The sequence below is a fragment of the Sphingopyxis sp. CR5 genome (genome assembly GCF_059693785.1).
On sequence record NZ_JCATIE010000001.1, the window covers coordinates 233,767 to 256,797 of the forward strand.

19 protein-coding genes are annotated in these 23,031 nt (G+C 66.3%); 15 read left to right on the forward strand and 4 right to left on the reverse strand.

Translation table 11 applies throughout. The features are described 5' to 3' along the window. Nucleotides 1-30 precede the first annotated feature (30 nt). The 5 genes from AC58D2_RS01065 (at nt 31) to AC58D2_RS01085 (ending at nt 9,769) form a co-directional block, all read left to right on the forward strand. Complete coding sequence (locus tag AC58D2_RS01065; protein ID WP_497386483.1) at nt 31-786, forward strand: FadR/GntR family transcriptional regulator; 756 nt, start codon at nt 31-33, stop codon at nt 784-786. A 158-nt stretch (nt 787-944) separates the two neighbouring features. Beyond that, entirely contained in the window at nt 945-2,153 is a 1,209-nt protein-coding gene (gene manD, locus AC58D2_RS01070; RefSeq protein WP_497387145.1) for a D-mannonate dehydratase ManD, read from the forward strand. After that, nucleotides 2,150-5,680 (forward strand): malectin domain-containing carbohydrate-binding protein, encoded by a 3,531-nt coding sequence (locus AC58D2_RS01075; protein ID WP_497386485.1) that lies wholly within the window; start codon nt 2,150-2,152, stop codon nt 5,678-5,680. Before manD ends, AC58D2_RS01075 begins: the two co-directional genes overlap by 4 nt. A gap of 180 nt (nt 5,681-5,860) precedes the next feature. Next, nucleotides 5,861-8,446, forward strand: a complete 2,586-nt coding sequence (locus AC58D2_RS01080; RefSeq protein ID WP_497386487.1) for a TonB-dependent receptor — start codon at nt 5,861-5,863, stop codon at nt 8,444-8,446. 39 nt (nt 8,447-8,485) lie between these two features. Next, a complete protein-coding gene (locus AC58D2_RS01085) occupies nt 8,486-9,769 on the forward strand; it encodes an alpha/beta hydrolase family protein (protein ID WP_497386489.1) in 1,284 nt (427 codons plus the stop codon). Nucleotides 9,770-9,824: 55 nt separating this feature from the next. On the opposite strand, the gene AC58D2_RS01090 is transcribed toward AC58D2_RS01085, so the two are convergent. Beyond that, nucleotides 9,825-10,496, reverse strand: coding sequence for an OmpW/AlkL family protein (locus tag AC58D2_RS01090; RefSeq protein WP_497386491.1), 672 nt, complete (start codon nt 10,494-10,496; stop codon nt 9,825-9,827). Between the two features lie 169 nt (nt 10,497-10,665). On the opposite strand from AC58D2_RS01090, the gene ccoN reads away from it, so the two are divergent. The 10 genes from ccoN to AC58D2_RS01140 all read left to right on the forward strand — a co-directional run bounded on the left by ccoN (nt 10,666) and on the right by AC58D2_RS01140 (nt 19,987). Further along, nucleotides 10,666-12,324 (forward strand): cytochrome-c oxidase, cbb3-type subunit I, encoded by a 1,659-nt coding sequence (gene ccoN, locus AC58D2_RS01095; protein WP_497386493.1) that lies wholly within the window; start codon nt 10,666-10,668, stop codon nt 12,322-12,324. 14 nt (nt 12,325-12,338) lie between these two features. Further along, on the forward strand, nt 12,339-13,115 hold the full coding sequence (gene ccoO / locus AC58D2_RS01100) for a cytochrome-c oxidase, cbb3-type subunit II (protein WP_497386495.1): 777 nt from the start codon (nt 12,339-12,341) through the stop codon (nt 13,113-13,115). After that, a complete protein-coding gene (locus AC58D2_RS01105; protein WP_497386497.1) occupies nt 13,112-13,270 on the forward strand; it encodes a cbb3-type cytochrome c oxidase subunit 3 in 159 nt (52 codons plus the stop codon). Before ccoO ends, AC58D2_RS01105 begins: the two co-directional genes overlap by 4 nt. Continuing rightward, nucleotides 13,263-14,192: a cytochrome-c oxidase, cbb3-type subunit III gene (gene ccoP, locus AC58D2_RS01110; RefSeq protein WP_497386499.1), complete on the forward strand. Its 930-nt coding sequence runs from the start codon at nt 13,263-13,265 to the stop codon at nt 14,190-14,192. The genes AC58D2_RS01105 and ccoP overlap by 8 nt, the downstream gene beginning before the upstream one ends. Further along, nucleotides 14,179-15,636 (forward strand): cytochrome c oxidase accessory protein CcoG, encoded by a 1,458-nt coding sequence (gene ccoG, locus AC58D2_RS01115; RefSeq protein ID WP_497386501.1) that lies wholly within the window; start codon nt 14,179-14,181, stop codon nt 15,634-15,636. Before ccoP ends, ccoG begins: the two co-directional genes overlap by 14 nt. Next, complete coding sequence (locus tag AC58D2_RS01120) at nt 15,633-16,100, forward strand: FixH family protein (RefSeq protein ID WP_497386503.1); 468 nt, start codon at nt 15,633-15,635, stop codon at nt 16,098-16,100. The genes ccoG and AC58D2_RS01120 overlap by 4 nt, the downstream gene beginning before the upstream one ends. Then, nucleotides 16,097-18,229, forward strand: coding sequence for a heavy metal translocating P-type ATPase (locus AC58D2_RS01125; RefSeq protein ID WP_497386505.1), 2,133 nt, complete (start codon nt 16,097-16,099; stop codon nt 18,227-18,229). Before AC58D2_RS01120 ends, AC58D2_RS01125 begins: the two co-directional genes overlap by 4 nt. Further along, nucleotides 18,226-18,384: a cbb3-type cytochrome oxidase assembly protein CcoS gene (ccoS, locus tag AC58D2_RS01130; protein WP_497386507.1), complete on the forward strand. Its 159-nt coding sequence runs from the start codon at nt 18,226-18,228 to the stop codon at nt 18,382-18,384. The genes AC58D2_RS01125 and ccoS overlap by 4 nt, the downstream gene beginning before the upstream one ends. Further along, nucleotides 18,381-18,617 carry a hypothetical protein gene (locus AC58D2_RS01135; RefSeq protein ID WP_497386509.1) on the forward strand — a complete coding sequence of 79 codons (237 nt, stop codon included), beginning with the start codon at nt 18,381-18,383 and terminating at the stop codon, nt 18,615-18,617. Before ccoS ends, AC58D2_RS01135 begins: the two co-directional genes overlap by 4 nt. Before the next feature lie 65 nt (nt 18,618-18,682). Then, nucleotides 18,683-19,987, forward strand: coding sequence for a radical SAM protein (locus AC58D2_RS01140; protein WP_497386511.1), 1,305 nt, complete (start codon nt 18,683-18,685; stop codon nt 19,985-19,987). A gap of 48 nt (nt 19,988-20,035) precedes the next feature. On the opposite strand, the gene AC58D2_RS01145 is transcribed toward AC58D2_RS01140, so the two are convergent. The 3 genes from AC58D2_RS01145 to AC58D2_RS01155 all read right to left on the reverse strand — a co-directional run bounded on the left by AC58D2_RS01145 (nt 20,036) and on the right by AC58D2_RS01155 (nt 22,940). Then, nucleotides 20,036-20,224: a hypothetical protein gene (locus AC58D2_RS01145; protein ID WP_497386513.1), complete on the reverse strand. Its 189-nt coding sequence runs from the start codon at nt 20,222-20,224 to the stop codon at nt 20,036-20,038. 58 nt (nt 20,225-20,282) lie between these two features. Next, the gene (locus tag AC58D2_RS01150) at nt 20,283-21,788 is read right to left on the reverse strand and encodes an MFS transporter (RefSeq protein WP_497386515.1); all 1,506 of its coding nucleotides are present in this window, start codon (nt 21,786-21,788) and stop codon (nt 20,283-20,285) included. Nucleotides 21,789-21,905: 117 nt separating this feature from the next. Beyond that, nucleotides 21,906-22,940: a LacI family DNA-binding transcriptional regulator gene (locus AC58D2_RS01155; protein ID WP_497386517.1), complete on the reverse strand. Its 1,035-nt coding sequence runs from the start codon at nt 22,938-22,940 to the stop codon at nt 21,906-21,908. Between the last annotated feature and the right edge of the window lie 91 nt (nt 22,941-23,031).

Genomic DNA, 23,031 nt, shown 5'->3' on the forward strand with positions numbered 1-23,031 from the left:
GCGATATCCGCAAGCGGTGAAGGAGACGCCATGACCAAAGCCGCCGCGCCCAAACTCTATCAGGCGATCATCGACGCCCTCCAGGCCGATATCGCCGCCGGGCGCTACAAGGCGGGCGACCGCCTGCCGCCCGAACGCGTGCTGGTCGAGCGATTCGACGTCAGCCGCCTGACGGTACGCGAGGCGATGATCGGAATGGAGATATTGGGCCTGGTCGAGGCGCGGCGCGGGTCGGGGGTCTATGTGACCGAGCGGTCGAGCGGCGCGATCGACGCCAGCGAGCTCGACATCGGCGCGTTCGAGCTTACGGAGGCCCGGCGGCTGATCGAAGGGGAATGTGCCGCGCTGGCGGCGATCACCGCCGACGAGGCCGCGATCGCGCGACTTCGCGAAATCCTCGACGCGATGATCGAGGAAAACAAGGGCGAGCTTCGCGACGAGCTCGCCGATCGCGCGTTTCACGTCCAGATCGCGCGGGCCACGAACAATGACGCGATGGTGCTGGTGATCCAGACCTTGTGGGACATTCGCCACCGGTCGCCGCTGTGCGAACGGATGCTCGCCCGGTCGCGGGCCGCGGGGATCAAGCCGATGATCGACGATCACCGCGCGATCATCGACGCGATCGCGGCGCACGACGGCCCCGGTGCGCGACAGGCGATGCGCGATCATCTGGGCCGCGTCATCGACAACCTTCTCCGTGCGACCGAGCTGGACGGGATTCGCCGCGTCCAGGCCGAGGCGGCCGAGCTGCGGACGCGCACCGAGCGGCTCGCCGCTTTCTGATGCCCCTGACGGGGCGGGGCCATCGATCGCCCTCGACTTTCACCTTCCCCCTTGCCTATCAGCAAGCGTTCAGGCAATTAGTCTGATAACTTAGAGTGAAAGGACGTGAGGTGGGAGAGTTGGGCGAGGCCGGATCGACGGCAGGCAATGGCGGTGCGCTGCGCATTCGCGATGCACGGGTGATCGTCACCTGTCCCGGTCGCAATTTCGTCACGCTGAAGATCGAAACCGATGCAGGTGTGACGGGAATCGGCGACGCGACGCTCAACGGCCGCGAACTGGCGGTCGTCAGCTATCTGGCCGACCATGTGATCCCCAATCTGATCGGTCGCGACGCCCACCGTATCGAGGATATCTGGCAGTTTCTGTATCGCGGCGCCTATTGGCGGCGCGGGCCGGTGACGATGTCGGCGATCGCCGCCGTGGACACCGCGCTGTGGGACATCAAGGCGAAGGCGGCGGGAATGCCGCTGCACCAGCTGCTCGGCGGGCGTTCGCGCGAGGGCGTGCTCGTGTACGGCCATGCGAACGGGGCGGATATCGAAGAAACGGTCGACCAGGTCGGCGTCTATCGCGACATGGGGTACCGCGCCGTGCGCGCGCAGAGCGGAATACCCGGGGTCCGCGGGGCCTATGGCGTCGGCCGCGGCGATCTTTACTACGAACCCGCCGACGGTGCCTTGCCGACCGAAACCCTGTGGTCGACGAGCGCCTATCTGACGCATGCGCCCAAGCTGTTCGAACGATTGCGCGCGGTGCACGGCGACGAGATCGAGCTGCTCCACGACGTGCATCACCGGCTGACTCCGATCGAGGCGGCGCGGCTTGGCAAGGCGCTGGAGCCCTATCGTCTCTTCTGGCTCGAGGATGCGACCCCGGCGGAGAATCAGGAGGCGTTCCGCCTGATCCGCCAGCATACGGTGACGCCGCTTGCGGTCGGCGAGATATTCAACAGCATCTGGGATTGCCGCGAGCTGATCCAGAACCAGCTGATCGATTATATCCGGGCGACCGTTGTTCATGCCGGGGGGATCACCCACCTGCGGCGCATCGCCGACCTCGCCAGCCTGTACCAGGTTCGCACGGGCTGTCATGGCGCCACCGACCTGTCGCCCGTGTGCATGGGGGCGGCGCTGCACTTCGACAGCTGGGTCCCGAATTTCGGGATCCAGGAATATATGCGGCACAGCCCCGAAACCGACGCCGTATTCCCGCACGATTACCGGTTCGAGGACGGGTATCTGATCGCGGGCGACACGCCCGGCCACGGCGTCGAGATCGACGAGACGCTGGCGGCGCGATACCCTTATGACCCGAAACAGCTTCCGGTCGCGCGGCTGGCGGACGGCACGCTGTGGAACTGGTGAGCCGGCCTGCATGGCTCGCCGCGGCGTCGCTGCTCGCGCTGCTGCCCGCCGCCGCGCTGGCGCAGCGCAGCGACCGGACGGTCGAGGGCTCCTGGCGATCGGTGGTCTTCGACGCCGGCGCCGCGGACGGCGCGACGATGCCGGCAGGCGATGCGACCGCACCGGGCTTCGACGACAGCGGCTGGACGCCGGTATCGGTGCCGCACAATTGGCAGGGCTATTCCTACAACCGTCAGGTCCGCAACGGATCGCGGCACGGAACCGCCTGGTATCGCAAGGCGCTGGACATCGCGCCGGCCGCCGCAGGCGAACGCATCTTCCTGCGCTTCGAAGGCGTTAACGCCTATGCGACGGTGTGGCTGAACGGCGTCGCGGTCGGGCGCCACGGCGGCGGCCTGACGAGCTTCGAAGTCGAGGTGACGAAGGCGGTTCGGGCAGGGCCCGACGTGCTTGTGGTGAGGGCCGACAATCCCAAGGGGATCACCGACCTGCCGTGGGCGCCGGGCGACGACCAGCCGGAGATGGGCTTTTCGGAAGGCTCGCAACCATTCGGCATCTTTCGACCTGTCCATGTCGTGCGGACCGCCGACGTGCGCGTGCGTCCCTTCGGCGTCTATGCCTGGGGCGAACCCGGGGCGATCGACGCCGCAACCGCGACGCTTCGCACCCGCACCGAGTTCGAGAACCCGTCGGCGCGCTCGCGCGCGCTGGAAGTCGTCACCCGCCTGGTCGATCCCGAAAAGCGGGTCGTGGCCGAAGCGCGGCGCAGCGTGCGGATCGCGGCGGGCGAGGACGCGACGATCGACCAATCGTTGCCGACGATTCGCAACCCGCGCCTCTGGTCGCCCGACCATCCGACGCTCTATACGCTCGTCGCCGAGATTCGCGAGGACGGGGTCGTGCGCGACCGGCTGAGCACGCCCTATGGTATCCGCACCGTCGCGATCGTCGAGGAGCCGGACGGGCGGCGGCGCCTGTTGCTCAATGGCAAGCCCTTCGCGATCCGCGGTACGGCCGAATATGAACATCTGCTGGGCGGCAGCCATGCTTTTTCGTCCGAACAGGTCGCGGCCCGCGTCGCCCAGGTCGAAGCGGCCGGCTTCAATGCCTTTCGCGACGGCCATTACCCGCACAACCTGCGCTATGGCGAACGGATCGCCGAGGACGGACTGCTCTGGTGGCCGCAGTTCAGCGCACACAACTGGTTCGACAATCCCTCCTATCGTGCGAACTTCCTGTCGCTGCTCGGCGACTGGGTCCGCGAACGACGCAACAATCCTGCGGTCTTCCTGTGGGGATTGCAGAATGAAAGCCAGCTTCCCAAGGCGTTTGCGGAGGAAGCGACCGCGCTGATCCGGCGGCTCGACCCGACCGCGTCGGTCGAGCGGCTGGTCGTGACCTGCAACGGCGGCGAAGGCACCGACTGGAACGTGCCCCAGAACTGGTCGGGCACCTATGGCGGGGATCCGGATCGATATGCGGAGGAACTGCAACGTCAGGGACTGGTCGGCGAATATGGCGCCTGGCGGTCGCTGGGCCTGCACGAAGAGCCGCCCTTTTCCGACGCGCATTCCGAGGAGCGGATGGCGACGCTGGAACAGCAGAAGGCGCGCCTGGCCGACTCGGTCGCGGACAGCAGCGTCGGACATTTCCAGTGGTTGCTCGCCAGTCACGAAAACCCCGGCCGGGCGATGCGCGAGGACGGGACCCAGATCTGGGACGGCATCCGTCCGCTCGACCATGTCGGGCCGTCGAACAACAAGGGCCTGATGACGCTCTGGGGCGAACCGCTCGACGCCTATTACATGTTTCGTGCGCGCCAGGTCTCTGCCGCGGTGGCGCCGATGGTCTATATCGTCTCGCACAGCTGGCCCGACCGCTGGACGGCGCCCGGCGCCAAATCGCACATCGAAGTCTATTCCAACTGCGACGCGGTCGAGCTGTTCAACGATGAAGCGGGCAGGCTGTCGCTCGGGCGCCGGCGCCGCGATGCGACGCAGCGGTTCGTGTGGAACGACGTGCCCGTGCGTTACAACCGGTTGTCGGCGGCCTGCCTTGTCGGTGGCAAGGTCGCGGCCCGCGATCGGGTGATGCTCTATCATCTGCCGCCCCCGCCCGGGGCGAAGGACGTCGCGGGGACCCCGACCGTTTCGATGCGCGCGGCGAAGGGATGGCATTATCTGTACCGCGTCAATGCCGGCGGACCGGGAATCGTCGACGGCGACGGGCAGGCGTGGCAGGCCGATCGCCATTTCGGCGACGGCGCCCAATGGGGGTGGACGAGCTGGGCCGATGCCTATCCCGCGCTCGATCCGCGACTGGGCAGCCGCGGCAAGACGTCGGATGCCATCCGCGGCGCTCGCGACGCGGCGCTGTTCCAGACCTATCGCTACGGCCGGGGCGAATTGCGCTACCGCTTCCCGGTTGCGCCCGGTCGCTACCGGGTGGAGCTGTACTTCGCCGAGCCCTGGTATGGCCGCGCCGGAATAGACGCCCGCGGCTGGCGCCTGTTCGATGTGGCGGTAAATGGCGAAACCCGGCTGAGCGACGTCGATTTGTTCGCGGCGGCGGGCTTCGGCGGTGCGGTCAAGAAGGTGATCGAGGTCGAGGCGGCGGACGGCGCGTTGACCCTCTCCTTTCCGCGGGTCGCGGCGGGACAGGCCCTCGTATCGGCGATCGCGATTGCCGCCGCCGATCCGGGGCAGGCGGTGCCCGAGGCGCCTGGCACCGACCTGATCGCCGACAGTCGCGGCGGCGCCCCGCGGCCCTATCTCGACAACGGCGATCCCCTGTTCGTCGATCGTTCCGAGGAATGGACGAAGCTGCCGGCCGATTTGCTCGACAGCGACTGGCTGCGGCCCGATGCCGCCACGGACGCGGGCGACGTAGCGGTACGCCCGCGCGTCGATGCCGACGTCTATCTGGCGCTACGGCAGGGCGCCGAGGTTCCGGAGGGCTGGACCCCGACCGGATGGACCGCCGGTGCGGTGAGGGATGGACAAATCGTGCCGTACCGTTTTGCCAAACGCGAAGCGCGGGCAGGCGAGTGGGTGTCCCACCGCGGTGCGGCGCCGTTGATCGTGCAACGCGCCTTGCCCTCTCCCTACACGCCCGGGGCTTTCGGATCGCCGAAGGGCAAAGGGCTGCGACAGGTCGAGGCGGCCGAGATGCAGCGCAGCGGCCTTGCCATCGCCAGCAGTCGCCAGGGCTATGCGGGGACCGGTTATGGCGCGGTCGGCAAGGCTGAGGCGGCGGTGAGCTGGACGGTCAAGACCGGCGCCGCCGGTCGGCCGACGCTCCGCGTTCGTTACGCGCTCGACGGCGATACGCCCCGCGATGCCTTGTTGCGCATTGTCGATGTGAGCGGAATCGAGATCGCGCGCGCCATCGTGTCGTTCACCCCGGGGCGCGGATGGCGCGACCTCTCGATCGTCCTGCCCGATGCGATCAACGCCGGCGACCATCGCGCGACGCTGGACATTGCGGCCGGGGCACCCCTCGACCTCGATTCGGTCGAACTCGATTGACCGCCACGGACGGCGAGGGCGGGGAATTTATCTGATATCTCAAATAAATCGACGTGATCGCGCAGAAAAAGCATATTATATGCGTGAAATTGCTTGACTGAGATATCAGAAAGGTTGATTGATATGGTCGTAAATTCCTAGAAAAAGCGGGCGCGTGCCCGAGAATGTCGGGAGAGGAAGATGTCTGATAAGATTTCCCTGCTGGGCTCTGCCGCGGTGGCGGCATTGATGCTGGCCATGCCGGGGACGGCCTTTGCACAGGCAGCGGACGAAAGCGGGACTGCGGGCACCGAAGAGATCATCGTCACCGGCCTGCGCGCGTCGCTCGGCAATGCGGCGGCGATCAAGCGCGATTCGGGCCAGATCCAGGATTCGATCGTCGCCGAGGACATCGGCAAGCTGCCCGACACCAACATCGCCGAAACGCTCCAGCGAATCCCCGGCGTGCAGATTTCGCGCAATACGCGGGGCGAGGGCAATGCCTATGTCGTTCACGGCCTGAAGCAGGTGATGACGACCGTCAACGGCCGGCAACTGTTCGGCACGACCGATCGCGTGGCGCACCTGCTCGATTTCTCGTCGGACATCCTGTCGGGCGTCGATGTCTACAAGACCGCGACCGCCGACCAGATCGAAGGCGGCCTGGGCGGCCTGATCAACATCCACACCGCGCGCCCCTTCGATTTCGACGGCTTTCACGTCGCCTTCACCGGCGCCGCGACCTATTCGGAATTCCAGGACAAGGCCGGGCCGCGCGTGTCGGGGGTCGTGTCCAACCGCTGGCAGACCGGCATCGGCGAGATCGGCGTGCTGCTCGGCGCGCAGTTCGAGCGTTTCTATTCGGGCGGCTATCAGGTTTCGACCAACAGCTATGGCACGAACACGAGCCTGTTCGATGTCGACGGCGACGGTGCGACGGGCGGAACCGGCGACGCCGTGACCATGCCGTCGCAGGTGCGCCCGCGCTACGAGACCGGAAACCGGGCTCGCACCGGCCTGTACGGCGCGCTCCAGTGGCGTCCGAGCGACGCGGTCGAACTGCATCTCGACACGATCTACAATTATTCGGGCGGCCATTCGTACACGCAGCAGCTTTCGGTGCAGACCGACGGGGCGACGACGGGCGTGGGCGTTCCCGCGTTCAAGGACGGATCGTCGGTTCCCGCAAGCTATTCGCTTGCCAATCCGGTGGTGAAGTCGACCGCCGGGCAGGCCGACAATCCCTATGACACGATCAACGTGGCGTTCGGCGGCAGCTATTCGTCGGATCGCTTCACCCTGTCGGCCGAGGCATCCTATGTGCGCAGCGAAGGGCCCTTCTACTACCGCAGCGCAACGATCCAGACCCGCGCCGACCAGGCCGATATCAGCCTGGCCGGCGACACGCCCGACGTCGCGGTGTCGGGGGTCGATCTGACCGATCCCGATGCCTGGAGCAATGTCAGCTATTTCGAATATGGGACGCAGCAGGACGGCCGCGAACCCTCGTTCCGGGTCGACGCGACCTATGACGTCGATGCCGGGCCGATCAAGACGCTGATGGCGGGCTTTCGCTGGGCGCATCACCGCGCGATCTACGACTTCTTCTCGCAGAGCGGCGCGGGTTTGACGCGGCCCTATTCGGACATCACCGAACTGACACCCGGCGATCTGTTCACCGACCAGGATGCGTCGACGAACCAATGGGTCGCGATCAGTCATCGCTACATGGTGGATGCGGCGCGCAACCGCAGCCTGTTCGGCCTGCCGCCGGGGGACCCCGCGGGCGCGCCGGGCAGCCATTACGACTATCGCGAGACGACGCTGGCAGGCTATGCCGAAGCGCAGTTCGGTTTCGATCTCGGAACGCTTCCCGTCGATGGAAATCTGGGTGTGCGCTATGTCCGGACCGACGGCGAGCAGACGGTCCTGGTGCAGAACGATGCCGGCGACTATGAGCCGCTGACCGGTGGCACACCCTATGAAAACTGGCTGCCCAGCGCCAATATCCGGTTCCAGTTCACCCCCGACCTCTTCCTGCGTCTCGCCTATTCCAAGGCGATCACGCGGCCCGATTTCGGCAATTTGTCGCCCGCGTTGCTGCTGAACCCGGTCAGCCTGACCGCGAGCGGGGGCAACCCGGCACTGAAGCCGACAAAGGCCGATCAATATGACGCCAGCCTCGAATATTATTTCGGCAGGTCGAACTATGTGGCGGTGGCGCTGTTCCAGAAGAATGTCAGCGGGTTCATCCAGAAATTCTATGCTGACGAAACGATTAACGGCGACGTCTATCAGGTCAGCCGTCCGCGCAACAGCGGCGACGGCAAGATTCGCGGCTTCGAGCTGACCTATCAGCAGTTCTTCGACTTCCTGCCGGGCTTTCTGTCGGGGCTCGGGGTTCAGGCGAACTACACCTATGTCGACAGCAAGCTCGACGTGGTCGGCATCGACCGCCGCGTTCCCGCCGACCAGCTTTCGAAAAATGCCTACAACGTCACCGGCATATACGAAAAGGGGCCGATCTCGCTGCACGTGTCGTACAACTGGCGCTCGCGCAGCATCCAGAGCAACAACGCCGACGCGAATCTGAGCGTGTGGAACGCGCCGCAGGAATCGCTCGACGTGTCGGCGACCTACAATGTCAACGACTGGCTTTCGATCAAGGCGGACATGGTCAACGCCACGATCGCCTACCAGAACCAATATTACGGAACCCCGTTGCAGCCGTCGCTGAGCAATCAGCTCGACCGGTCGTATCAGGTCGGGTTCCACATCAACTTCTGATCCTTGATCGGAAGGCATAAGGGGGAGAAGGCTGGACGCATGAATTCTGCTTCCAGCCTCTCTCGCCTTCTGCGGCTGGCGCCGGCGGCGCTGCTCTGCATGGCGACGCCCGCCGGGGCGCAGCTCGATGGCAATTCCGACGAGGCGAAGGTGCCCGCCTATGCCCTGCCCGATCCGCTCGTCATGGCCGACGGCACCCGCGTCACGAGCGCCGCGCAATGGACCGCGCAACGCCGCGGCGAACTGCTCGCGCTGTTCGAGCGGACCATCTATGGCGTTGCTCCGGCGCCGCCGGGGGCAATCCGCTTCGCGGTGACCGACCTCGACCGCCAGGCGCTTGGCGGCCGGGCGGTCCGCAAGCAGGTGACGCTCTATCTCGACGGCACCGACCACGGGCCGCAAACCTCGGTCCTGATCTATCTTCCCGCCGGCGCAAAGGCACCGGTGCCCCTGTTTGCGGGCTTGAATTTCCACGGCAATCAGGCGGTTTCGACCGACCCCGCGATCGACATCGCGCATAGCTGGATCGCGGCGCCCGGCGAGGGGATCGTCAAGCATCGCGCGACCGCCGATTCGCGCGGTATCGACGCGGGCGAATGGCCGATCGAACGGATCCTCGCGGCAGGCTATGGCGTTGCCACCTTCTTTCCGGGCGACCTTTACCCCGACGGCGACGACATGCGCGCCGAAAGTATCCAGCCTGCCTATCCGATCAGCCCTTCGGCCCCCGATGGGTGGGGGGCGATTGCGACCTGGGCGTGGGGACTGAGCCGCGTCTACGACTATCTTGCGACCGATCCCGACGTTGACGCCGGGCGGGTGATCGCGATCGGGCACTCGCGCTATGGGAAGGCGGCGCTGTGGGCGGGGGCAACCGACCCGCGTTTCGCGATGGTCGTTGCGAACGATAGCGGCGAGGGGGGCGCGGCGCTGTATCGCCGGGCGTTCGGCGAAACGATCCGCGTGATGAACGATTACTGGTTCGCGCCGCGGTTCAAGACCTTTGCCGGACGCGAGACCGCGCTGCCGGTCGACGCCCACGAACTGATCGCGCTGATTGCGCCGCGCCCCGTCTATGTGGCGAGCGCGACCGAGGATTGGTGGTCCGATCCCAGGGGCGAGTTCCTCGCCGCCTGCGCTGCCGGGCCAGTGTATCGCCTGTTCGGGTTCGATGGTCCGGGATGCGACGAGATGCCGCCGCCCGACCGTTCGGTCGGGGCGCGGATCGGCTATCATATCCGGACCGGCAAGCACGATATTACCGCCGCGGACTGGGCGGCCTATATCGCCTTTGCCGACCGCAACCTGAAACCCGCCCGATAGGCGCCGCGCGGCGCAGCGGCGGGATGGGGCCCGACCGCCGCGCCGCGCAAGGGCGCTAGAAGCGGAAACCGACGCCGGCGCTGATCACCCAGGGATCGAGCTTGTGCCTGGTCTGCAACACTTCGGTCGTGCCCGCATACCAGGTCGCCTTCGGGCGCAGGAAATAGCGCTTGGCGTCAAGCGAAACGAACAGGCCGTTCGCGCTGAGCGGCACGTCGACGCCCGCCTGCAGCGCGAAGCCGAACGTGTCGCTCATCTTCTGCCGCGTCGCGCCGAGCGTGCGGGCTGCCGCTCCCGGCTTTTCGTCGATGAAAATGAAATAGCTCGGCCCGGCGCCGACATAGGGGCGGATCGCCGTGTCGGAGCCGAAATGATACTTCAGCGTCAGCGTCGCGGGAACGATCTTGGCATCCGACACAAGTTCGGCTCCGTCGAGCGCGCCGCGACCGTCGACATCGTGCTGGGTCACCCCGGCGATCGTTTCGAGCGAGACATTGTCGGCCACGAAATATTCGACCGCGATCGTCGGCGTGACATTGTCGTTCGCCTTGGTCTGCGTTCCGGCGGGCAGGCCGATGCCGTCATATTTGACGTCCTTGATCTTGCCGTCGGGGGCGACCAGCGTCGCGAGAACCTTGAACTGGACGTCGCCCTGTTTTGCAAAAGCCTGTCCGGGGATCGCCGTGGCGGCGGCCAGGGCGATAAGGGAGATGGTACGCGTTTTCATTGTCATGGCTCCTCTGTTGGCGGAGCTTCCCCTGCGCTCGTCGGCGTGCCGACACATTGATACGGCGCAATTCTTTCGTTGATCCGTATCAATGTTTCGCGGTGCCCGGACGTTCATGGCGATCTCGTACTGCGGCCGGGGCGGCCGCGCCGAGCGGGGATTCGCGAACATGGAAAGTCTGGTTTCGAAAGCGGGCGGATGGATGGCGCTGGCGCTCGTCGCGCTCGTCATGGCCGCATCCGCGGTCGATGCGCCCTTCGCGGTGCATATGGGGATCGTCGCGGTCGCCTGCCTTGTCGCGCTCTGGGCGACCGTTTCCCGTGCCGATTTCGACGCGATCGCCCGCGGCCTGTTGAAAATGCCCGCCGACCAGGGCGTCTATGATGACGACCCGGTTCGGTGGGGCGTGATCGCGACGCTATTCTGGGGCACGGCGGGGTTCCTCGCGGGCCTGTACATTGCGCTCCAGCTCGCGTTTCCGGTGCTCAACCTCAATCTCGAATATACGACCTTCGGGCGGCTGCGCCCCCTCCACACCTCGGCGGTGATCTTTGCCTTTGGCGGCAATGCCCTGATCGCGACGAGCTTCTATGTCGTCCAGCGTACCTGCCGCGCGCGGCTGGCCTTTCCGACGCTCGCTCGCTTCGTTTTCTGGGGCTATCAGCTCTTCATCGTCCTCGCGGCCACCGGCTATCTGATGGGCGTCACCGAGGCGCGCGAATATGCCGAGCCCGAATGGTATGTCGACCTGTGGCTGACGGTGGTCTGGGTCGCCTATCTCGCGGTCTTCGTGGGCACGATCGTCAGGCGGCGCGAGCCGCACATCTATGTCGCGAACTGGTTCTATCTCAGCTTCATCGTGACGATCGCGATGCTGCACATCGTCAACAATCTGTCGATGCCGGCCAGCCTGCTCGGGTCAAAGAGCTACGCGGCCTTTTCCGGGGTCCAGGATGCGCTGACCCAGTGGTGGTACGGGCATAATGCGGTCGGCTTCTTCCTGACCGCCGGCTTCCTTGCGATGATGTATTATTTCGTGCCGAAGCAGGCCGAGCGGCCGGTCTATTCCTACCGCCTGTCGATCATCCACTTCTGGTCGCTGATCTTCCTCTATATCTGGGCGGGACCGCACCACCTGCACTACACGGCGCTGCCCGACTGGGCGCAGACGCTGGGCATGGTCTTTTCGATCATGCTGTGGATGCCGAGCTGGGGCGGGATGATCAACGGGTTGATGACGCTGAACGGCGCGTGGGACAAGATCCGCACCGACCCCATCATCCGCATGATGGTGATGGCGCTCGCCTTCTACGGGATGAGCACCTTCGAAGGCCCGATGATGTCGATCAAATGGGTCAATTCGATGTCGCACTATACCGACTGGACGATCGGCCACGTCCATTCGGGCGCGCTCGGCTGGAACGGCATGATCACCTTCGCCAGCGTCTATTATCTCGTGCCGCGCTTGTGGGGTCGGCCGCGGCTCTACAGCCTGCGCATGGTCAACTGGCACTTCTGGCTCGCGACCGTAGGGATCGTCTTTTACGCCGCGTCGATGTGGGTCGCGGGCATCATGCAGGGCTTGATGTGGCGCGAATATGGCGCCGACGGCTACCTCGTCTACAGCTTTGCCGAAAGCGTCGCCGCAATGCACCCGATGTATCTGATCCGCGCGACCGGCGGGGCGCTCTATCTCGCGGGTTTCGTCATCATGCTCGTCAACGTCTGGGCGACGCTCGCCGGCCGCGTCCGCGCCGAACGGCCCATGACCGAAACCCCCTATAACGCCGCGGCGGATCGCCCGCTCGCGCCCGTTCCCGCCGAATGAGGAGCGCCCAGAAAATGGCTACCCAACCCGCCGAACCGCGCTTCAGCCATAAAAAGCTGGAACGCAATATCACGCTGCTCGGCCTGTTCGCGCTCGTCACCGTCGCGATCGGCGGAATCGTCGAGATCGCGCCGCTCTTCTGGATCGACAATACGGTCGAAAAGGTCGACGGCATGCGGCCCTACACCCCGCTCGAGCTGGCCGGGCGCAACATCTACATGCGCGAGGGCTGCTACGTCTGCCACAGCCAGATGATCCGTCCGTTCCGCGACGAGGTCGAGCGCTATGGTCATTACAGCCTGGCCGCCGAAAGCATGTACGACCATCCGTTCCAATGGGGGTCGAAACGGACCGGGCCGGACCTTGCGCGGGTCGGCGGGCGCTATTCGGACGAGTGGCATCGCGCACACCTGATCGACCCACGCAGCGTCGTGCCCGAATCGATCATGCCCCCCTATGCCTTTTTGGCGGATCGCGAGTTGAAGACCGGCGACATGGCCAACGACCTGACGGCGCTTTACCGCGTCGGCGTCCCCTATACGCAGGACGATATCGCAAAGGCGAACGACGATGTCCGCGCACAGGCCGATCCCAATGCCGGCGCCGGCGACCTCGCCCAGCGCTATCCGAAGGCGCAGGTGCGCGATTTCGATGGTGACCCGTTCCGGGTGACCGAGATGGATGCGCTGATCGCCTATCTCCAGATGCTTGGCACCCTCGTCGATGTCGACAAGGCCGCACCGCAGGAACAGGCGCATGTCGAGGCCGCCCCGGCTGGAGCGGCGCGATGACGTACAACGACCTTCGCCATTTTGCCGACAGCTGGGGCCTGCTGTGCATGGCGCTGCTGTTCATCGGCCTGATCGCCTGGCCGTTCCGCCCCGGTGCGGGCGACCGCAATCGCGAGGCCGCAACGATGATCTTCAAGGACGACGAGCATGGCTGACCAACAGCGTATCGACGAAGCCACCGGCACGAGCACGGTCGGCCATGAATGGGATGGCATCGAAGAGCTGAACACCCCGTTGCCGCGCTGGTGGCTTTGGACCTTCTACCTGACGATTGCCTGGGCGCTGGTCTATGTCGTCCTGTATCCGGCGTGGCCGATGGTGAACAGCGCGACGAAGGGCATGCTCGGCTGGACGAGCCGCGGCCAGTTGGAGCAGGAGCTTGCAGCCGACGCGAAACGCCGCGCGCCCGTGATCAATGCGATCGCCGCGACGCCTGTCGCCGACCTGCCCGCGCACCCCGAATTGATGCAGGCGGCCGTGCAGGGCGGCGGCGCGGCCTTCCGCGTCCACTGCGTCCAATGCCACGGGTCGGGCGGGGCCGGGGTCCAGAAACTCTATCCCAGCTTGACCGACGACGACTGGCTGTGGGGCGGCGATCTCGACCGGATCGACTATACGATCACGCACGGCATCCGGAACCCCGATCACAAGGCGACGCGCACCAGCCTGATGCCGGCCTTTGGCCGCGACGGCATCCTGGACGCGGGACAGATCGCCGATGTCGTCAGTCATGTGCGCGTCATCAGCCGGCAGGAAAAGCCGAGCGTATCGTCGGCGCGCGGCGCGACGCTGTTCGAGGCGAATTGTGCGGTGTGCCACGGTGCCAACGGGCAGGGCGGCCGCGATGTCGGGGCGCCGAGGCTGACCGACGCGATCTGGCTCTATGGCGGCGACCGCGCGAGCATTACGGCGACCGTCACCAGCCCGCGCAACGGGGTGATGCCCCGCTGGGGCGAGCGGCTCGATCCGGTGACGATCAAGATGCTCGCCGCCTATGTCTATTCGCTCGGCGGAGGCGAAGCGGCGCCGGCGACGGCCACCGCCGCGGAAGGGCAGGGAGCCGATGGCCAGCCCTGAAGACCTCACCGGCGGCTCCGCGTCGCTCTATGCCGCGCGCAAGGGCGTCTATCCGAAGACGGTCGACGGGCCATTCCGCCGCTTCAAATGGCTGGTGATGGCGCTTACGCTTGCCGTCTATTACGGCACGCCGTGGATACGCTGGGACCGCGGCCCCTATGCGCCGGACCAGGCGGTGCTCGTCGACCTTGCGCACCGGCGCTTCTACATGTTCCAGATCGAAATCTGGCCGCATGAATTCTATTATGTCGCGGGCCTGCTGATCATGGCGGGGATCGGGCTGTTTCTCGTCACCAGCGCGGTCGGACGTGCGTGGTGCGGCTATGCCTGTCCGCAGACGGTGTGGACCGACCTGTTCCAGCATGTCGATCGCCTGATCGACGGCGACCGCAATGCGCAGATCCGCCTTGCGAACGGTCCGTGGACGTTGGAAAAGGTCGGCAAGCGCGCGCTCAAATATGCGGTCTATCTGACGATCGCTTTCTGGACCGGCGGCGCGTGGATCATGTATTTCGCCGATGCGCCGACGCTGACGCACGCCTTCTGGACCGGGCAGGCGGCGCCGGTCGCCTATGGCACCGTGGCCGTCCTTACCGCCACGACCTTCGTCCTCGGCGGGTTCATGCGCGAACAGGTGTGCATCTATATGTGCCCCTGGCCCCGCATCCAGACCGCGATGATGGACGAAAAATCGCTGCTCGTGACCTATAAGGACTGGCGCGGCGAACCGCGCGGAAGCGTCAAGAAGGCCGATAAGCATCCGGGCGCGTTCGGCGACTGCGTCGATTGCAACCAGTGCGTCGCGGTTTGCCCGACGGGCATCGATATCCGGCAGGGCCCGCAGATCGGCTGTATCACCTGCGCGCTGTGCATCGATGCCTGCGACGGCGTGATGGCGCAGGTCGGGCGTCCGCGCGGGTTGATCGATTATTGCACGCTCGAGGATGCGGCGGCGGAAAAGGCCGGCGGCGCGGCAAAGCCGGTGCGCAAGACGCTGCTGCGCCCGCGCACGATCGTCTATTTCTCTATCTGGTGTGCGATCGGCGCCGCGATGCTCTTTTCGCTCGGCCAGCGGGCCCGGCTCGACCTTGCGGTCCAGCACGAGCGCAGTCCCCTCTACGTCCAGCTGTCGGACGGTCATATCCGAAACAGCTATACGGTGAAGCTGCGCAACATGGAAACGCGTCCGCGCCGGGTCGAGGTGACGATGCGGGGCCTTGCGGAGGCCGCGTTGTGGACCGAAGAGGGTGCGCGGGCGTCCGGTGCGCAGCGGATCGAACTGACCCTGCCGGCCGACAGCGTCACGCGGGCCAGGCTGTTCGTGGCGGCGCCGGGCGCCGGACCGGCGCGGCAGGACTTTACCCTCGCCACGCGCGGTCTCGACGGCGATCCGCGCGGCGACAGCGAAATCATCCAGTTCGATCGGCCGGAGACGGGACAATGACCCAGCGGACACGCAAGTCTTTCACCGGCTGGCACATGACGGCGATCCTCGTCGCCTTCTTCGCGGTCGTGATGACCGTGAATTTCGCCATGGCACGGTTCGCGCTTTCGACCTTCGGCGGTGCGGTGGTGGAGAACAGCTATGTCGCCAGCCAGCATTACAACGAATGGCTTCGGCGCGCCGCGGCACAGGACCGGCTGGGGTGGACGGCCGGCGCCACATTGGGACCCGATCGCCGAGCCCGCCTGACGATAGACCGCGGCGGGCGGCCGCTCGCCGGTCTTGCCGTGACCGCGACGCTGAGCCACCCGCTCGGCCGCACGCCACCGGCCGCGATGCACTTCGTGCCGGACGCCGGCGGCCGCCTGGTGTCGGAAGAGCGCGTGCCGGCGGGGCGGTGGCGGCTCGATCTCGCGGTGCGCCGCGGCGCCGACGAAGCGCGGTACCGGGTCGACCTGCAATGAGCGCCGCGGCCGCCATGCCATTGGTCGAGCGCGATTTCGCCGTACCGGACATCCGCTGTGCGGGCTGCATATCGAAGCTCGAACAGGGCCTTGTGCGCGACAAGCGGATCGCGGCGGCGCGCGTGAACTTCACCGAAAAGCGCGTCCACCTGACCCACACGCCCGATGCCGCGATGCCCGACTTGATCGGCGCCTTTTCGCTGTTGGGGTTCGAGGCGCATCCGATCGGCGACGCGGTGGGCGAGGTCGCCCCCGAAGCGGCGTCGAGCCGCGAGTTGCTGCGCGCGGTGGCGGTGGCGGGCTTTGCGATGATGAACATCATGCTGCTGTCGGTATCGGTCTGGTCGGGCGCAGCCGGTGCGACGCGCGACCTGTTCCACTGGCTCTCGGCCGCCATCGCGCTTCCGACGATAGCCTATTCCGGACGGCCCTTCTTCCGGTCCGCGTGGCGCGCGCTGCGACACCGGCACACCAACATGGACGTCCCGATCAGCATCGGGGTGCTGCTGGCGACCGGCCTCAGCCTCTATGAGACCGCGACGCATGGCATCCACGCCTATTTCGACAGCGCGGTCATGCTGCTTTTTTTCCTGTTGTGCGGGCGCTGGCTCGACAGCGTCATGCGCGATCGGGCGCGCGGCGGCGTCACGGCGCTGCTGCGCAACATGGGCACCGGCGCCATGGTCCTGAAAGGGGTTGCGGCGACGCGATGGGTCGACGCGACCGCGCTGGAGGCGGGGATGGTCATGCTTGTCGCCGCTGGCGAACGCCTTGCCGCCGACGGGATCGTCACAACCGGCGACAGCCAGATCGATCTCTCCCTGCTTACCGGCGAAAGCGCGCCGCAGGCTGTGCATGTCGGCGATCCCGTGCACGCCGGGACGCTCAACCTCGCTGCGCCGATCCGCGTCCGGATCACCGCGGCGGGCGCCGACACCGCGATCGCCGACATCGCGCGGCTGATGGGCGAGGCGGCGCAGGGCAAGTCGCGCTATGTCCGGATCGCCGACCGCGCCGCGCGCCTCTACGCGCCGGCGGTCCACGGCCTCGCGCTCGCCGCCTTCGCAGGATGGATGCTCGCAGGCGCGGGATGGCATCAGAGTCTTCTGATCGCGGTTGCGGTGCTGATCATCACCTGCCCGTGCGCGCTCGGCCTTGCGGTACCCGCGGCGCAAATCGTCGCGGCGGGCGCCTTGATGCGCCTGGGCATTCTGGTCAAGGACGGTTCGGCACTGGAGCGGCTGGCGGAGGTCGACCAGGCGATGTTCGACAAGACCGGGACGTTGACTCTCGGCCGACCGATCGCAACCGATATCGATGCTCTCGATCCGGTGCATCGCCCGCTGCTGCTGGCCCTCGCACAGGTCAGCCGCCATCCGCTCAGCGAAGCACTGACCCGCGCGCTCGTCGCGTCGGGGGTGCAAGCCGAAGCGGTGGATTCGGTACGCGAATCGCCCGGCTTTGGCGTCGCGGCGCGGTGGCACGACCATATCGTCACGCTCGGTCGTCCGCAGGGGCCGGTTGCCGGCGACGCGCTCGTGACCGAACTGGCAATCGACGGTACCCCCGCTGCGCGGGTTCATTTCGCCGATGCGGTGCGATCCGATGCGTGCGAGGCCGTCGACGCGCTCCGCGATGAAGGCATCGCGGCGACGATCCTTTCGGGCGACCGGGCTGAGGCGGTCGCACCGGTAGCACGCGCGCTGGGACTGACCGCGCAGACGGGCATGCGGCCTGAAGACAAGCTCGCGGCGATCGGGCGCCAATCGGGTGCGGGGCATCGGGTCCTCATGGTCGGCGACGGGCTGAACGACGGTCCGGCGCTGGCTGCGGGATACGCCTCGATCGCGCCCGGATCGGCGAGCGACGCGGGCAAGAACGCCGCCGATTTCATCGTGCTTGGCGACCGGTTGATGCCCGTGGTTCAGGCGGTGCGCGTCGCGCGGCAAACGCAGCGGGTCGTTCGCCAGAATTTTGCGCTCGCGATAGGTTACAACATCGTCGCGGTTCCGCTTGCGCTGTTCGGCATCGTCACACCGCTGATCGCTGCCGTCGCCATGTCGGGGTCGTCGCTTATCGTCGTCGGCAATGCGATGCGGCTCAAACGGATGAAGGGAGGCGCGCGATGAACGGGCTTCTCTTCCTGATTCCGATTGCTCTGGCGCTCGGCCTGATTGGTCTCGGATCCTTCCTCTGGTCGTTGAACCACGGTCAGTTCGACGATCTGGACGGGGCCGCGCTGCGTATCTTCATCGACGAAGACGAGCGGGAGAACGGTCCGTGATGCTCCGTTCCCTGGCGACCATTCTGGCGTCGGCGGGTCTTGCGATGACGCCGCTCGCCAGCGACGCGCAAATGCTGGTGTTGCCGGCCTGTGGCGGCGGAGCCCACCTGATCGTCGTGCCTGGCGATCCGGCCGCGCCCGACGACAAGGGCGAGCGATGCGACAAGGCATGCCATGCGATGACCGACCGCCGCGGCAAGGCAAAGTCCGGCAAACGCGGCGGATGCTGTTGACCCGTGCGCGCCCGATGTTGATCGCGGTCAATGCTGCGGCACGGCGCTCAGGATAATCGAAGCCCATGTGGAGCTATTACCCCGACCTGCTCGCAAAGCCGGTGCCGCGCTATACGAGCTATCCGACCGCCGTCGAATTCACCGGCGGGGTCGGCGCTGCCGACTATGCCGCCGCGCTCGATCGGATCGACGCCGGAACCCCGGTCTCTCTCTATGTCCACATCCCCTATTGCGACCAGATTTGCTGGTATTGCGGTTGCAACACCGGCGCGGCGAACCGCAAGCAGCGGCTGGCCGACTATCTCGGCGCGCTGCGCGGCGAAATCGCGATGGTCGCGAAGCGGCTGGGCGGACGCGCCCGGGTTCAGCGTATCGCGTTCGGCGGCGGCAGCCCCAATGCGATCGCGTCCGTCGATTTCGTGCGGTTGCTCGATCGCATCCTGACCGTCTTCGATAGTTGCGCGCCCGATATCTCGATCGAGATCGATCCGCGCGGCTTCACATCCGAATGGGCCCTCGTTCTCGCCGCATCGCATGTCACTCGGGTCAGCATGGGGGTTCAGACCTTTGCGCCGCATATCCAGCAGGCGATCGGCCGCGTCCAGCCGCTCGCCGATATCGAATCCGCGGTTGCCGCGCTGCGGTTGCGGGGAATCGAGGCAATCAACTTCGATCTGATGTACGGACTTCCCGGGCAGTCGCTGCGCGACCTCGACGATACGCTGGATGAGGCGATCCGCCTGGCGCCGAGCCGCGTCGCGTTGTTCGGCTATGCCCATTTGCCGGCAATGATCCCGCGCCAGCGCCGCATCGACGCGAGCCGCCTGCCCGATTACGAACTGCGGTTCGAACAGGCCGAGCTGGGCTATGAACGGCTGACCGCGGCAGGATATGTGCCGATCGGCTTCGACCATTTCGCCTTGCCGGACGATCCGCTCGCCGCCGCGGCGCGGGCCGGGCGGGTCGGCCGCAACTTCCAGGGCTTTACGGAGGACGACGCGCCGGTGCTGCTTGGCTTCGGGGCGAGCGCGATCAGCCAGTTTCCCGACCTGATCGTCCAGAACGAGAAGCGGCCCGGCGCCTATCGCGACCGGATCGGCGAAGGCCGCCTTGCCGCCGATCGGGGGGTTCCGGTCGACGCGGGACAGCGCGAGCGCGGACGCCGCATACGCGACCTGTTGTGTCGGGGGCGCACCGATATCGAAGGCTCGCGCGTTGGCGCCGTGCGCCGCGCCATGTCCGATTTCGAGCGCCGCGGCGTCATCGCATGGGAGGGGCCCCAAGTCGTGATCCGCGAATGCGGGCTTCCCTATGCCCGGCATATCGCGGCGCAGTTCGACAGCGTTCGCGGCCCGATCGACGCTTTCTAGGGTCACGGTCCTAGGGTGCATGAGCCCAGGTCCTGACGCGAGATCGCCTCAAGCGGCGGGCGGAGGCGGGGCGGGGCCTTCGCTGGCCTCGCGGCGCATGCGGCGAGCGGTCCGCTCGTGACGGATCGCCGCCTCGCGCAGGCGGCGCGCAAGGAAGGGATCGTCGGTAAGCTCGGCCTTGCGCCGAGCGACGCGCGCCATTTGCTCATAATAGATCGCGTCGCGAATTGGCTCCATCCGGCGGGCTATAGCCGCTTAAGGTAAGCGAAGCCCTAACCACACCGGATACGGAAAATCAGTGCTTCGGCGTATCCGTTACCAGCGGGACGACACGCAGCATAGCCGCGGCGGCGAACAGGAGCGTCGCCGCCGCAAAGACCATCGTCCAGATGGGGTCGCCGGGAAAGAAGGCCTGCATGATCGACCCCATCACCGTCGCGACCAGCAGCTGAGGCACCACGACGAACACGTTGAACAGTCCCATGTAAATGCCGAGCTTCGCCTGGGGCAGGCTGGATGCCAGAATGGCATAGGGCATGGCGAGCACCGAGGCCCAGAAGATGCCGATGAAGACTTCGCATGCGACCAGATGCGCTGCGTCGCGGAGCACGAAGAAGCCGGCGTAGCCGATCGCGCCGCAGATCAGGCCGACGATATGCGTCCGCGCGGCCCCGATACGCCGTGCAAGCCAGGGCAACAGCGTCAGCGCGGCAAGGGCCGCCACGCCATTGTAGATCGCGAACAGCTCGCCGACCCAATTGCCCGCAGCCTGATAGGCGGCGCTCGCGGCATCGGTCGCGCTATAGTGATATTGGGCGACGATCGGGGTGGTGTTGATCCACATGATGAACAGCGCCGACCAGCTGAAGAACTGGACGACGGCGAGCCGCTTCATCAGCGGCGGCATGCCGGAGAAATCGCCGACGATGCTCGAAAGCATATTGTCCGTGTTGTCGCGGCGCGCGAGCGCGATCGCGGCGATCGAGGCCAGGCCGTAGCCCGCGAAGAGGGCGCCGAGCAGCAACACCTCGCGCAGCAGGCCGAGCCGCATCTGGACGAACGCAACCGCTGCCCCCGCCGCGAGCCACCCGAACCCGGTGACATAGCTGTGCGAGGCGAGCGCGCGCATCGACGGAGTGGCGGCCGCGTCGCGGTCGCTGTCGAACGCCGCCATGCGGGCGGGGTCATATTCCTCGGTCGTCGCCACGGTCCACAGAACCGACAGGAACAGCGCCGCTCCGCCGAACCAGAAGGCATAGCGCACGGTGTCGGGGATCTGGCCCGGTGGTGCGACATTGGCGACGCCCAGCGCCTCCATCGCGGCGGGGAACAGCGACCCGACGACCGCGCCGGCGCCGATGAACGCGGTTTGCACGGCATAGCCTGCGCTATGCTGGTCCTTGCGCAGCATGTCGCCAACGAAGGCGCGGAAAGGCTCCATCGAAATGTTGAGCGACGCGTCGAGCAGCCAGAGCATGACCGCGGCGAACCAGACGGCCGGGCTTTCGGGCATCGCGAACAGCGCGATCGCGGCGAGGACCGCACCAGCCAGGAAATAGGGGCGTCGCCGGCCCAGCCGACCGAGCCAGGTGCGGTCGCTCATATGTCCGATGACCGGTTGGACGAGCAGGCCGGTCAGCGGCGCCGCGATCCACAGGCCGGGCAGCTTTTCGAGATCTTCCCCGAGCGACTGGAAGATGCGGCTCATATTCGCATTTTGCAGCGCGAAGCCGATCTGGATGCCGAAAAAGCCGAAACTGATGTTCCACAGGCCGGCAAAGCCCTGCCGCGGCTTTTCCATCGCTACCTCCCCCTCCGGCCGCACGGCGCGGCTCTGGTTTCGCCGGAACCTTGCCGCGCGGCGGGGGAGGGGGCAAGCGAGCCCGCGCCTTTGGTATACGAATACATGGGGTGCGCCCTATACTGCGGTGCTCTTGCGCTTGATCAGCCGTGCTGGCAGCACCGTGCGCTCCACATCCCGTCCGTCGATGCGGCGCAGCAGCGCGTCGACCAGCATTTCGCCCGCGCCCTTCATATCCTGCATCACCGTCGTCAACGTGGGCGACGTCAGGCTGGCGGCGGGGATATCGTCGAAGCCGATGATCGCGACATCGCGCGGCATAGACAGGCCGGCTTCGGCAAAGGCGCGCATTGCACCGATTGCGATCAGGTCGCTGCCCGCGAAAACCGCGTCGAAATGCCGCCTCCCGGCCAGCAGCTTCGTCGCCGCAGCATAGCCCGACTCCTCGGACGATATCGCATCGGCCTGCAACGCGGGGTCGGGCTCGATGCCGGCATAGCGCATCGCCCGGCACAGCCCCGTATAGCGGTCCTGGAATTCGGGCGCATGGTCCGACGCATCGCCCAGAAAGGCAACGCGGCGCCGCCCGATCTCGACCAGATGCGCGCCGGCCTGTTCGCCCGCGCCGATATTGTCCGATCCCACGGTCAGGCCGATGCTGTCTTCGGACACCGATCCCCAGCGCACGAACTTGGTATCCATGTCGACCAGATGTTCCAGCTTCGCGCGATAGAGCTGATAGTCGCCATAGCCGAGCAGGATGATGCCGTCGGATCGATGGCTGTCCTGATAGGTGACGTGCCAGTCGTTCTGCATTTCCTGGAAGCTGATGAGCAGGTCATAGCCCTTGAGCGCGCACTGGCGCGTGATCGACCCCAGCATCGACAGGAAGAAGGGATTGATCATCGATTCGTCGGGGGTGGGGTCTTCGAAGAAGAGCAGGGCCAGGGTATGGGTGCGCTGCGAACGCAGGCTAGAGGCGTTTTTGTCGACGGTGTAGTTGAGCTCGCGCGCGATGCGTTCGATGTTGGCGCGGGTCGTGGCGCTCACCGACTTGCTGCCGCGCAGCGCGCGCGAAACGGTCGGTTGCGACACGCCGGCAAGATAGGCGATGTCGAACGACGTCGGCTTGGACGACGGCGGCCGTCCCATGATCCTCTCCTGCCGCGGCGGCTGTCGCGCCCCCTCCCCGGTGTAGCGGCTGCGCGGTCGCGTGCAAGGATTTGCATGGAGCGCGCGCCGG